The organism is Microbulbifer okhotskensis (assembly GCF_023895975.1).
GTDB lineage: Bacteria > Pseudomonadota > Gammaproteobacteria > Pseudomonadales > Cellvibrionaceae > Microbulbifer > Microbulbifer okhotskensis.
Genome location: NZ_JALBWM010000038.1, coordinates 1 through 12,944 on the forward strand (window position 1 = coordinate 1; position 12,944 = coordinate 12,944).

General features: G+C 50.8%; 8 protein-coding genes. 4 read left to right on the forward strand and 4 right to left on the reverse strand.

Translation table 11 applies throughout. From position 1 onward, the window contains the following. Positions 1-182 precede the first annotated feature (182 nt). The 3 genes from MO867_RS23970 to pbpC all read left to right on the forward strand — a co-directional run bounded on the left by MO867_RS23970 (position 183) and on the right by pbpC (position 8,411). A complete protein-coding gene (locus tag MO867_RS23970; protein ID WP_373565881.1) occupies positions 183-458 on the forward strand; it encodes a LysE family translocator in 276 nt (91 codons plus the stop codon). 442 nt (positions 459-900) lie between these two features. Beyond that, positions 901-6,048 (forward strand): alpha-2-macroglobulin family protein, encoded by a 5,148-nt coding sequence (locus MO867_RS10515; protein ID WP_252466402.1) that lies wholly within the window; start codon positions 901-903, stop codon positions 6,046-6,048. After that, on the forward strand, positions 6,045-8,411 hold the full coding sequence (pbpC, locus tag MO867_RS10520; protein WP_252466403.1) for a penicillin-binding protein 1C: 2,367 nt from the start codon (positions 6,045-6,047) through the stop codon (positions 8,409-8,411). Before MO867_RS10515 ends, pbpC begins: the two co-directional genes overlap by 4 nt. A 664-nt stretch (positions 8,412-9,075) precedes the next feature. On the opposite strand, the gene MO867_RS10525 is transcribed toward pbpC, so the two are convergent. Together MO867_RS10525 and MO867_RS10530 are read right to left on the reverse strand one after the other, a co-directional pair. Further along, positions 9,076-9,678 (reverse strand): nitroreductase family protein, encoded by a 603-nt coding sequence (locus MO867_RS10525; RefSeq protein ID WP_252466405.1) that lies wholly within the window; start codon positions 9,676-9,678, stop codon positions 9,076-9,078. Positions 9,679-9,795: 117 nt separating this feature from the next. Beyond that, the gene (locus MO867_RS10530) at positions 9,796-10,701 is read right to left on the reverse strand and encodes a LysR family transcriptional regulator (RefSeq protein WP_252466408.1); all 906 of its coding nucleotides are present in this window, start codon (positions 10,699-10,701) and stop codon (positions 9,796-9,798) included. Positions 10,702-10,809: 108 nt separating this feature from the next. On the opposite strand from MO867_RS10530, the gene MO867_RS10535 reads away from it, so the two are divergent. Continuing rightward, on the forward strand, positions 10,810-11,748 hold the full coding sequence (locus MO867_RS10535; RefSeq protein WP_252466411.1) for a DMT family transporter: 939 nt from the start codon (positions 10,810-10,812) through the stop codon (positions 11,746-11,748). Positions 11,749-11,795: 47 nt separating this feature from the next. On the opposite strand, the gene MO867_RS10540 is transcribed toward MO867_RS10535, so the two are convergent. Beyond that, positions 11,796-12,041 carry a DUF2164 domain-containing protein gene (locus MO867_RS10540; protein ID WP_252466414.1) on the reverse strand — a complete coding sequence of 82 codons (246 nt, stop codon included), beginning with the start codon at positions 12,039-12,041 and terminating at the stop codon, positions 11,796-11,798. A 75-nt stretch (positions 12,042-12,116) separates the two neighbouring features. Then, a complete protein-coding gene (locus tag MO867_RS10545; RefSeq protein WP_252466417.1) occupies positions 12,117-12,731 on the reverse strand; it encodes a DUF1287 domain-containing protein in 615 nt (204 codons plus the stop codon). Positions 12,732-12,944: the final 213 nt, after the last annotated feature.

The window sequence follows — 12,944 nt, forward strand, 5'->3', positions numbered from 1 at the left end:
GCTGACCGTTCTTTTCCAGGGGATTAACTGATGCACTTCAAAGTTGAATGCAGGTCCTCAAGATTATGGGCGCAGCGTACTTGGTATATTTGGATATAAAAATATGGTGCTCACCCCCTCATAACAATATCAGTAATGTCGACCGGAACAAAAACGGGACATGAAGATTCACGGAATGGCTCATTATCACCTTGCTTAACCCCAAACCCATTGTCTTCTTTATGGCATTATTCCCGCAGTTTATTACGGCACACAGTAGTTACCAGTCACAATTTATAATTCTATCCGCAACATTCAGTCTTTTGGTTGTTATTATTCATTGTATTTATGCTGCACTTTGTCAAACCATAAAGTCGAAGACATCAAACCCAAAGCGCGGAAGAATAATAAACCGTTTGAGTGCAGGTCTATATATGTTACTTGGAACCGGACTTACTATATCAAATAAAGTCGCTTAACGACATGTACCTTTCGTTGTCATACTTCACCTCGCTCCGTAGTTTTACCATCTTAGCGAAGTGTCCGGAAGTATTAGTCTCCAACAGTTTTTCTCGCTTTGGGTATTGTTTTTGAAGGCATCTTCTGAACAAAGCTGTTCCAGCGTAAAAAGTCAACTTAGCGGAGAGTGATATAGTATTACTATCAAAACAGATATATGAAGGCTGCTATTGCCATTGTATCCCACTTCAGCCCCCCCTTCACTACCGGTACTTTCATACCAATTCGTACTGCCATCGGTACTTTTCAGATTTTCAGTCTCACCTCTGCTGATATCCATCTCTTAAGCTAAACACCCTTCACCCCAACCTTAATTTCACATCAAGCAACATGAACGCTTGAGACAATTTTCAAGAACGAATAGATTGTCCGCTGCTTGAAACGACCAATAAGGAAGTATCCATGTCCCCTCACCGCTTACCGTGCTGGATTGCGGTCATTCTTTTCTGTCTTTTTGCTGTTGCCTGCACGCCAGAAAAGACTGGTACTAACGACTCTAAACTCAATGCTGGTGAGGCCTCTACGCCTGGTCATAGCGAAATTGGTGATGAAAGGGAAATAGTAATAACACCCCCATTGGCCCTTACCCCGAAGATCAGCGACAAACGGACTGAAGGGGAAGCTGATGCAGCAACTTCAGAGGTCGAGATTGAAGACGGGACGAGCCAATCAGAACACATAGTTAAAGAAGAACCGCCACAGGTTGCTATTACTAACAGTGAAGGCAAATCTGCAATTCCGAAATCGCCAAATTCTTCTCTCAAGGTGCTACATATCGGCGAGCGTATGTATAAAGATGCACGAGCCATTGCAGTAATCTTTTCTGAACCTTTGCTGGGCAACGCACATTTTGGCTCCTACCTGACCTTGACCCGCGAAGATGGCGATAACGTGGATGGTGGCTGGGTTTTATCCGATAACCAGAAGGCCCTCTACTTCCCCAATGTAGAACCGAACACGCGCTACCAGCTCTCGATACAGCCCGGCCTCCCCAGTGAAGATGGGTTTGAGGTTCAGACGTTAAAACAAGAATGGATTCGTACCCGCCGTATTGAGCCCAGCATCAGTTTTTCCAGTAACGGAAGTATCTTTCCGGCGACGGTGTCTCCTGGCCTGCCAGTGACTGCAGTTAGCATCGAAGCCGTGCAGATACATTTTCATAGGGTTAAGCCAGGGCACTATGCCGATTTTTTCGGCCTTATCAAAAACCAGTCGCTAAAGCATTACTATCGACTGCAAGCGCTTAATGGCGTAGCCGACTTCGTCTATAGCGCCCATTTTGATCTCACCAAGGAAAAATATGTTCAGGGGGATTTTGATCTCTCTATCGGCCATATAGAGCCCCTTCAGCAGCCAGGTATCTACGTGGCGGTGATGCAGCCGGCGGGGATGTATAACACCAGTCTCTACGATGTCACCCACTTCTCCATCTCCAATCTTGGACTACATGCACGCCACTACCAGGACCGTGTCGACCTCTATGTTTCGTCCCTGGATGAAGGCGAGGCGCTGAAGGATATCCAGGTTGAACTGTTAAACAGCAAAGGCGAACTGATTAAGCAGCACACCACCTCTAAAGATGGACATGTGCGGTTTGAACTCTCACCGCAACAAGAAGATTCCCAGCGTTTCTTTGTGGCGTGGGACGTGGATACCAGACATTTCTCCCTGCTGGATCTGCGCGAGCCGGCACTAGACCTTTCCGATTTTAAAATGGGCCAGCGCCCTTCGCGGCCGATCGAATTCTTTATGTACGGCCCACGGGACCTCTATAGGCCCACTGAATCCATTCAGGTCAGTGGCCTGCTGAGAAACTACGATGGCCGATATCTGAAAGATCTGCCAATCAAAGCAGAGCTGGTCAAACCCGATAACACCAGCGCGCGCACCTTCACCTGGCACTCCAGCGCGCCGGGCTATTACGAGAAACTGATCCCTCTACCGCAAAATGCGCCCACCGGAGACTGGCGACTGGACGTGGAATTGGCCGATGGGCGTAAAGTAAACTACCCGTTTAAGGTGGAGGAATTTCTGCCTGAGCGCATGAAACTAATCATGCAGGACGGCGAGGAACGCAGCCTTGTGCAGGGGCATAGCGAAGCCCTGTCCCTTGAAGTGGAAGGCAGCTACCTCTACGGTGCACCGGCGGTGAGCAACCGATTAGAAACTCTGGTGCAAGTCAGCCACTACCGCGAACCCTTTCCGCAGTGGAAAGGGTTTTTGTTCGGGGACAGTAAAGAGCCGTTGCCAACGCGCCAGTTCAACGCGCCCACTATCGTGCTGGATGAGGAGGGCCTAGGCAAGCTGCCCCTGCCATCGCGTTGGAAGCGCGCGCAAAGCCCACTGAAAATCAATCTGCTTTCCAGCCTGTTTGAATCCGGCGGTCGCCCGGTAACTCGTCAGCACCCGGTGCTGGTGTGGCCCAAACATCCCGTCGTGGGCATACGGCCTAATTTCGGTGAGGAAAACCCCACGGCTAACAGTAAACCGGAATTCGAAATTATCGTAACTAATGCCCAAGGTGAGCTCGTTAACGGGCGCAATCTCAAAGCGGTATTGATCTCCGAGGATCGCCAATATTTCTGGGAATACTCCGCAAGTCAGGGCTGGCACTACGAATATTCCAGCGCTGAATATGAAGCGTTTAATCGCCAGCTGGAATTTACCGAGGAGCACCCACTTAAACTCACGGTACCGGTAGAATATGGCCACTACCGTTTGGAAGTGACAGATACCAATACCGGGACCACCAGCAGCCTGCACTTCCACGCCGGACGCGACTGGTATTACTGGTGGCGTAAGGATCAGGTAACCAAGGGTCAGGCGGCGCGGCCCGATACTGTTGCGCTATCACTGGATAAACCCAGCTACACCGCCGGCGACCTGGCTGAGCTCACTATAGTGCCCCCGTCGGATGGCGAGGCTTTAGTTCTGGTAGAAAGTGATCAGCTGCTGTGGTCCGAACGCGTATCGGTCAAGAAGTCGGGCACCAATGTCGAAATCCCAATCTCACCGGAATGGGACAGTCACGATACTTATATTTCTGTAACCGCCTTGCGCCCCGCGGACAAGCGCGAGCGTATCGCGCCCAACCGTGCCTTTGGTCTCACCCACCTGCCTCTTGATCGCGAGCCCCGGCGCCTACCCGTTACCCTGGAAGCGCCAGCACGTGCCCTGCCCGGCTCTGAGATTGAAGTAACGGTCAATGCCGATATTGATTCTATTGGCAACAACGGCGGCACAGCCTGGACCACCTTGGCGGCGGTTGATATCGGTGTACTCAATATCACCCGCTTCGAAACTCCCGACCCCTTCGAGGCCTTTTTCGGCCAGCGTCGCTACGGCGTGGATGTGCGAGATATCTACCACCGAATTATCGAATCTGGCAGTGGCAAACTGGTTGAACAGCGCTTTGGCGGTGATGCAGAGCTGGCTCGTGGTGGTGACGAACCCAACTCCGACGTGCAGATAGTTTCACTATTTTCCGGGCCGGTAGCATTCGATGCACAAGGCAAAGCGCAAGTTTCACTGCGGCTACCCGAATTCAATGGCAGCTTGCGCCTGATGGCAGTGTCCTTCAGTCAGGACGGTTTCGGCAGTACCGATACGGAAATGACAGTCGCCTCACCGGTGGTAACCCAAGCGGCACTACCCCGTTTTATGGCCCCAGGCGATAACAGTACATTGGCACTGGATCTGAATAATTTAAGTGGTCGCACCCAGCAACTGACAGTAGAAATGCAATCCGTGGGCGCGGTAGATATAGAAATGAGTGAACGCTTGCTAGAGTTGGCCGATGGCGAACGCAAGACACTGCGCTTCCCGATCACCGCCAAAAACGCCACCGGTGATGCAGAATTCCAGCTGGTGGTACACGGCGCCGTGGATGAGGCAGGGCAGGATATTGCCATCGAGCGCCAGTGGCGTCTGGGAGTACGCCCAGCCTGGCCGGCCACCACACGCACCCAACGACGCCTACTGGCCCAAGGGGAAAGCCTCCAACCAGAGTCCACTTTCCTCGATTCACTAATGCCGGATACGGTGCAGACCCTGGTTTCCCTGGACAGCCGCCCGCAGTTGCAACTGCAGGATCACCTGGCCAACTTACTCAGCTATCCCTATGGCTGCCTGGAACAAACCTCCAGCCGGGTCTACCCACTGGTCATGGCTACGCCATTACGACAACAAAAACTGGGGATTGAACCTCTAGATGAAAGCGAGCGTGCCAGACGTATTGACGCCGGCATAGAACGTATTTTCAGTATGCAAAAAGGCAACGGCAGTTTCGGTTTGTGGAGTTCAGAATCCCCCGAAAACCAGTGGCTCACGGTTTATGTGGCAGATTTACTACTGCGTGCGCGGGACCAGGGCATAGTGTTCGATAACACACGCCTGGAATCCACCCTTAAGCGACTGCAGGATTACGCCCGTGAGCGCGGCAGTTTTTATCAGCAGCGCTATAGCAGTGCTCCCGATTTCTACGCCTACGCCGCGCGTTCCTATGCCGCCTATGTGCTGTCCCGCGTACAAAAAATCTCCCTCGGCCAATTGCGCAGCTTGTACGAAAACGGCACCGATCTGACTCAGTCGCCCCTGCCGAAATTACACCTGGCAATTGCACTGCACACGATGGGCGATTCAATCTTAGCTCAAGACGCTCTGCAGAAAGCAATTGCCATTGAGCGCAAGCGTCGCAGCTACTATGGCGATTACGGCTCAGACCTGCGCGATACCGCCCTGATGATCGCCCTGCTACTCGAAAACAATATAGCGCCGGATAAGGCCGAGGGACTGCTGTTCGAAATGGCTGACCTGCTACGCGAACGCCAGTATTTAAGCACCCAGGAACGCAACAGTGTATTTATGGCTGGCGTACAGTTGCAGCTAAACAGCGGCGAAAACTGGTCTGCCACATTGAATACTCTCGATGGCTTGCGCGAATTGAATAGCGACACCCCATACAACAATCTCTTCCGTGGTCGTGACGCTGCTGATGCCATTGAAGTCACAGGGCAGATAGAAAAACTCTACGCCGCCATCACGACCAACGGCTACAGTAAAAGCGCACCCGCAATCGCCATGGACAAGGGTGTGAAAATCCAGCGCAGCTACCACAAGCTGGATGGCTCAAGCGTGGTGCCCGCCGAGGTTCGCGAAGGTGAACTTTATTTAGTGCGCCTGGAAATCAGCTCAGACCAACGCCTACCTGATCTACTCGCGATCGATCTGTTGCCCGCAGGATTCGAGCTGGAAAACCAAAACCTAGCCGACAGTATTAAGGTGGACGAGCTTAAGTTCGACGGTAAAACTATCGCCCAGTGGCAGGACGATCAGGACAATATACAACATACGGAATTCCGTGATGACCGCTTTGTAGCTGCACTGGACCAGTCCAAGTGGAAACCCACCAACCTTTTCTATATTGCGCGCGCAGTGACTCCCGGCCGTTACCAGGTACCGCCCCCCTATGTAGAGGATATGTACAACCCGGAACGCTTTGCTATTGGTAAAAACCCGCTGAAGCAAATGCAGGTAATTGGCAAACAGTGAAACTGGTAGCCTGTCTCATCGGTGCTTGGCAACGCAGCAGCCGCAAATTTCACGCGCTGCTGCTAACGCCTGTCGTTCTATTGGGCGCGCTGCTATTACTGGACTTTATTTTTCCCCCACCATTGCCCAAAGAGCAGGACTTTGCGCGGGTAGTGGCCGACCGCCACGGCAAACCATTGCGTTTTTTTGCCGGCAGCCGCGGGGTCTGGCGCTACCCGATCGGCCTGGAGGAGGTATCGCCAAGGTTTATCGAGGCACTGCTCACTTATGAGGATCGCCACTTTTATCATCACCCCGGCGTTAATCCCCTGGCGTTACTGCGGGCTGGGATTCAGTATATCCGCAGCGGACAGATAGTCTCCGGGGGCTCCACCCTCACCATGCAGGTGGCACGGTTGTTGGACCCACACCGTAAAACCTTACCGGGCAAGGCCAAACAGATGCTGCGCGCCCTGCAATTGGAATGGCATTTTAGCAAACGAGAAATTCTCGAACTCTACCTAAATCTGGCTCCCTACGGCGGGAATATCGAAGGCGTTGAAGCGGCCAGCCGTCTTTATTTGCGCAAGTCTGCCGCGGACCTCACCCACGCCGAAGCCGCATTATTAGCAGTGCTGCCCCAGGCCCCCAGCCGTCTACGCCCTGACCGACACCCTCAACGCGCACAGAAAGCGCGGGGCAAGGTACTGTCCAGACTGCGGGATTTCGGTATTTGGAGCAAGAACCAAGTCGACCGCGCCGAGTTGGAAAAGGTTTATGCCGAGCGCTTGACATTTCCGCAAAACGCTCCCCACCTGGCACGCAGGCTAGTAGAGACTATCAGCGATCGTGAAGTAATCCGCACCACCATCGACGGCAGTATCCAACGCGGATTGGAGGATTTTCTGCGTGATCATATCGACGGCTACCCGCAGAAAACCTCCGCCGCTATCGTAGTATTGGAGAACTCCAATTTATCCGTACGCGCCTATGTGGGCGCTTCACATTTCGGCGATGCCCGCCGATACGGCTATGTCGATATGGCCAGGGCCGTGCGCTCCCCCGGCTCTACCCTCAAACCATTTTTGTACGGGCTAGCCATAGACACAGACCTGATCCACAGTGCCTCACTCCTTAGCGACGCACCACGTATTTACGGGGATTACCGCCCAGAAAATTTCCATCGCGGCTTCTCCGGTCCCGTCAGCGCTACCGCTGCCCTACAGAGATCCCTCAATGTTCCGGCAGTGCAATTATTAGAACACTACGGCCCCGGACGCTTTGCTGCAACATTAGAGAATGCCGGCTTATCATTGCAATTTCCCATCGGCGGTAAACCGAATTTGTCCATGGTATTAGGCGGCGTCGGCACGCGTCTGGACCAGCTCACTGGGATTTACGCAGGTCTGGCACGCGGCGGACAAGCGGCAGCACCTCGCTACCTGCCGAATGCCCCACTCCGCGAGAGATACCTGATGTCTCCAGAGGCCGCCTGGATTACTTTCGAAATGCTCGCCTCCAATCGCGCCGGCTCGCGTCGCTGGCGCAATCTGGTTCGGCAAACTAAAGCCGATATCGCTTGGAAAACTGGCACCAGCTATGGCTACCGCGATGCCTGGGCCATTGGCGTTACACCCAGCTATACCGTTGGCGTCTGGGTGGGCCGCCCCGACGGCACCCCCCTACCCGGTTACTATGGCTCCATCAGCGCCACACCATTATTGAACGCAGTGATCGCAGTGCTACCTGGCAATAAACAACAGCACCTGACTAAACCTGAATCACTGACCCAGGAAGCGATCTGCTGGCCCCTCGGTGGCCGCAAAACGCTCACCGAAACAGAACTCTGTCACCAACAACACAACGCCTGGCTGATCCAAGGCCGTGCCCCCAAAACCCTACCACCGAGAGGCGAGCCATTACGCGCCGCGCAAACGTTTAATTTCTTTGCAAACCCACAAGGCCAGCGGGTTAAACCCAGCTGCATGGACACCCGCGCAGAAAAACGCAGCCTGGCCCTGTGGCCTAAAGAGCTGGAGTCCTGGCTGCCCGCAAACCAAACAAGAGCACAACTCATCCCCCCAACCGCCCCCGAATGCGGCGCCCCCGCAGCTACCAGCGGCACCCCACTTAAAATTATCGGTGCCGGCAACGGCAATCAATACCGCCCCACCGGCAACAGCGCTCCGCTGCCGCATCTTAACCTCAGCGCTATTGGTGGTCAGGGGAGGCGCTATTGGTTTTTGAATGGTAAACCTCAAGGAGAAACTTTAGCCAATCAAAACCTGGAGCTGAAGCCCAAAAATGGTAAGCATCAAATTGCTGTGTTGGATGCCAGTGGCAATGTGGACCGGATTGAGATTTTTGTAGGAACTAATAACTGACGAGGTGAAACTGAATTATATACTAATGCTCTTCACCTCAAACCTTTCTACCTGAAACAAGAAAAAGCTCTAAAAGAATCGAGTTGTATGGTATATCTTTTTTTACCAGCCTAAACGGTCAGTCAAGCACCTATCGAGAAATATTTCCCGCAATATCTTCAAGGTTACAGGATGCGATAACATATAATTATCTTTCTAAGCATGTGTTTTCAGGGAAAATTTCCTTGTGGTTTCCTGTGAATCGTCCCTGAACCTCTCCACCTCCGCAAAAATGACCTGAACACATTCCCTATATAACTCGGAGTCAAATGTCCTATTAAAGATGGAGCTCTATGACATTACCATAACGATGAAATCTTCTACATCGTGTCAGGTGAAGTTGAGTTAGGTGTAAATGATGATGAATTCACCACAAAACAGGCGATTTGATGATTGCCGGTCCGAAGGTAAATCCTAGGTTCAAAGCTCTAACGGATGGCCGCCTCATAATTATTAATTCACCAGGTGGGCCTGCTGAAAAATTCATGCCCAACATCTACAGCCAGCCTGACCTAAACAAGCGGACCAAGAGCGTTTTGTTGAGAAATATGGGTCTCATTTGAAGAAGTAAACTACACCTAAAAGCACGAAGTATAAATACTAGGGAATCATGCAGAAATTATGCTCAAAAGCTATTTTCAAACAAGACCTCATCCATCGGAAGCTGGCCGCCACGTCCTTTCGCAGATTTCTTAGCCTTACCCACGACAATAATCATCCCAATCAAGTAACTGTCTGGCAGATTGATAATCTCTGCCACTCTATCCGGGTCAAACCCAACCATTGCACCAGAATCATAGCCCTGCGCCTTAGCAGCGAGCATCATGGTCTGCGCCGCCAGCCCGCAGCTTCGAATGGCCTCATCCCGTTGCAGCTGCGGTTTACCTTCATAAAAACTCGTCAGCATAGGGACCAACACCGCTTGAACTTCTTTAGGGGCATCGGCCCAGTAACGCTCAGGACGATCCTTCCAGGCATTAATATCCGCACAAAGTATGATCAGTTCAGAGGCATCTTCCACCTGCTCCTGCCCCCATGCGGCATCCTTTAGTTCGCTGCGAAGTGCGGGATCGGTAACTCTTAGAAAGCGCCAATGCTGAATATTGTACGAAGTCGGCGATAACATGGTGGCTTGGATAAGTTGGTGAAATTCGCTCGACGACATCTGTGCAGATGCGTCGTAATGCTTAATTGAGCGGCGAGCTTCAACGGCTGTAAACAGGTCCATAACCTTCCCCCTAACTGTCATTGTTCGTATGAATACCAATGAGAGAGAGTATATTGTGTTTCCTACCGATTGATAATGGGGTTCCACGCCGACTAACTGTTGAGAAAAAGCTTACAATCACTGATCCCAATAAGGAAGCTCGTCGCCAAAGTACTCTATCGCAAAGTCAATAAAGGCCCGCACCTTGGCTGGCATATATTGTCTTTCAGGAAAGACGGCATAGATGGTTGTAGCCGGCATCTGGTATTCCTTGAACAAAGGGACCAGTGCGCCTTTCTTAATGTCAGGTCCTGCCACAAAGGTGGGTAAGCGCCCAATACCGACTCCTTGAAGAATGGCCTCCCTCAGCGCTTCACTGTTATTGACCCGATAATTACCTTTGACTTCTATGGTTTGCAGGTGATTTTCTTTGATAAAAGACCATTCTTTCACATCCCTTGAATAGGAAAACACCAAACAGTTGTGCTCTACCAACTGCTCCAGCCTGCTGGGCATACCAAAGCTCTGGAGATATTCGGGTGACGCACAAAGCACGCTTTGCAAGGGGGCCAGCTTGCGAGCAACCAAGCTTGTATCGGACAGATCACCGGCACGAATAGCAATGTCGTAGCCTTCACCGACAAGGTCAACCACCTTATCGTCCATGACCATATCGATGGTAATTTTGGGGAAACGCTTGAGAAACACAGGGATAAGGGGTGCCAGATGTAGCCTGCCAAAGGACATGGGGGTATTAATGCGCAATCGGCCCTGTGGCTCCCCTTGCAGCTGTGTTACCGCGTCCTGGGCGTCTTTTGCGGCTTGATGTGCAATACGCGCATGCTGGAAAAAGTGCTCACCGGCTTCGGTCAAACTCAGCTTGCGGGTAGTGCGGTGCAGCAGTTTCACTCCAAGCTGTGCTTCCAGCTGACTGATCCGCTTACTCACCGCTGATTTTGAAATCCCAAGCAACTTCGCTGCGGGTGAAAAACCTCCTGTTTCAGCAACGGTGACAAACACCGGGATAGCGCCAAAGCTTTCCATAGGAAACTGTTTCCTTTATCTCAACAGTATATGTCTATAATGATGGATTATCAGTCTATCAGAAACAGCGTACTCTTACCTTGTATTAAATTGAGGGAAGAGTCGGTCATGAGTGAAGCCACCAAAGCAATCAGTCCATCAAAGCCTGAAAAGCTGAACCGTTCGCTCTGGTGGGTTCACAGCTTGATGGTTCTCACCACCTTTTTCGTGGCCAGTTCGTTTACTGTAGGTAAGTTAATCGCCGACTCTCTTCCAGCAAATATCATGATGCTTATTCGATTTCTGATGGCCGCGGGATTATTTGCGCCCTTTATATTCTTCAAGCATGGCTCCCAGCTACCCACGCTAAAGAAACTGACAGCTTATGCTCTACTGAGCATTCCTTTAGTGACCTTTTTCTGGTGTATGTTTGAAGCGTTAAAGCACACTTCGGCCATTAACACCGGCGCACTTTTTACAACCGTCCCAGCAATGACCGCCATTTTCGCTCTGATCATAAACGGCGAGCGTAGTAGTAACCGAAAAATAGTGGGACTATTTCTAGGTATTCTCGGTGCAGCGTGGATAATCTTCAGGGGAAACATAACCGCCGCAATAGCATTGGATTTAAATCAGGGGGACTGGATCTTTCTGTTTGGGGCAGTGTTACTTAGCCTCTATAACCCGCTCGTTAAACGGGTTCATTCCGGCGAACCCACAGAAGTCATGACATTCTGGGTAATTGTATTTGGCGCTATCTGGTTATTGCTATTGTCTCTACCCAGCCTGAAGGAAATACACTGGCAAAGCATACCGTTCGAAATTTATGGAGGCCTACTATATTTGGCATTATTTACCACTCTACTAAGCTTTTTCCTATTGCAACTTGGCACAGTAAAAATAGGACCTACCAAGGTTGCGGCCTACGGTTTTCTAAGCCCGGTTTTTGTGCTGCTCATCACCCTACTACTGGGAATGACGAAATTTAGTATCAGTTTGCTCCCCGGTATCATTCTGGTATTTTCGGCCATATTATTTATTCAAGCGGAAGAGACGATCCAAAGTTAGCCTCAGGCAACCCTCGTTCAGTCAAAGGAGCACAGAATTTAATGGTACTAATCAACAGGCTTCTCGATCTCGTAAATTGCATCAGATATATCTTCCAGCTTCGAAGATACAATCACTTGGGCATCGTGCAGACCTTGATTGTAGAAACCCGTTCCCATTTCCTTTGCAAGAAAATCAATGAAAAATTCTGCCTCAAAGCCGCCAACCTCTAAATCGAACTCTTTAGAGAGATAACCCCTTACTTTTTCTACCAACGCGAACTTACGCTCTGCTTCAAGTTTGATTTCTGGCATATTTTCTCACCTGCATTAATGGGGTCATCAACAGTCGGTAATTACCCTATATTCTCCCATCATCCAATGAATTATCTAATACATTTTCCCAAAACCAATCAAAACCCATCCTCGTTTCCTTGGCGAGTTCTTATCAACCTCTTGCGCCAACAGGGTCCCGGGGGCGGACTCCATAATTCTATAGCTATCGGCATCAGCTTCTGTCACAAGAGCAACATGAGAGATATATGCACCAACTGCTTTCTTATAAAATACCAGATCACCCGCCTGAGGGCGGTAACCTGGCGGCATCAATCGCCGGGTAGACTCAAAGTAAGCATATAAGTTTCTGGCACGCCGGTGGAAAAAAGGATTCCTGGGAGTATTCCCATCAGCAGAGTCGTAAGCTTTTGGATTGCGTTTAAAGTCATCGGCAAGTGCCACTTGCAGGGAATATCCAGATAGTCCATAGGCAATATTGGGCACATCACTACAGACTATAAACCCCAATTTACCGCCGATATTATCGTACTTCCCCATCAGGGGATCATAGGGGGTGTACCTGAGGCTCCGGGCATTCTCAATAACCCGTACAATATCCGGTAAATCCCCAGATTCGGAGAATGCCTTTGCCCCCTGATAACTCAATAAAAATAAAGTCAAACACAGTAGAATTGGAAGCGCTATCAGTACAGCAACTATTTTTTTCATCCCCCCTCCCTGAAAGACCCCACTCAGCTCCAGAATACTGAGCCCAAACTGCACATGAAGTTACACGGTACGGCAACACCAATCATCCACTATAAGTGACTCACCAGCTTCTCGTATAGAGGGGGCGCCAATTGATGTGCAAAAAAGTTAAAAGCAAAACGAGAAAAGCCGAGCAACCCACGGTTGCTCGGCTTTGCGGAAGTCTAGCTGTGC

Coding starts and splice junctions, on each gene's coding strand:
- MO867_RS10545 (WP_252466417.1), bottom strand. CDS start 12,731: ATGAAAAAAATAGTTGCTGTACTGATAGCGCTTCCAATTCTACTGTGT.
- MO867_RS10515 (WP_252466402.1), top strand. CDS start 901: ATGTCCCCTCACCGCTTACCGTGCTGGATTGCGGTCATTCTTTTCTGT.
- MO867_RS10525 (WP_252466405.1), bottom strand. CDS start 9,678: ATGGACCTGTTTACAGCCGTTGAAGCTCGCCGCTCAATTAAGCATTAC.
- MO867_RS10535 (WP_252466411.1), top strand. CDS start 10,810: ATGAGTGAAGCCACCAAAGCAATCAGTCCATCAAAGCCTGAAAAGCTG.
- MO867_RS10540 (WP_252466414.1), bottom strand. CDS start 12,041: ATGCCAGAAATCAAACTTGAAGCAGAGCGTAAGTTCGCGTTGGTAGAA.
- MO867_RS10530 (WP_252466408.1), bottom strand. CDS start 10,701: ATGGAAAGCTTTGGCGCTATCCCGGTGTTTGTCACCGTTGCTGAAACA.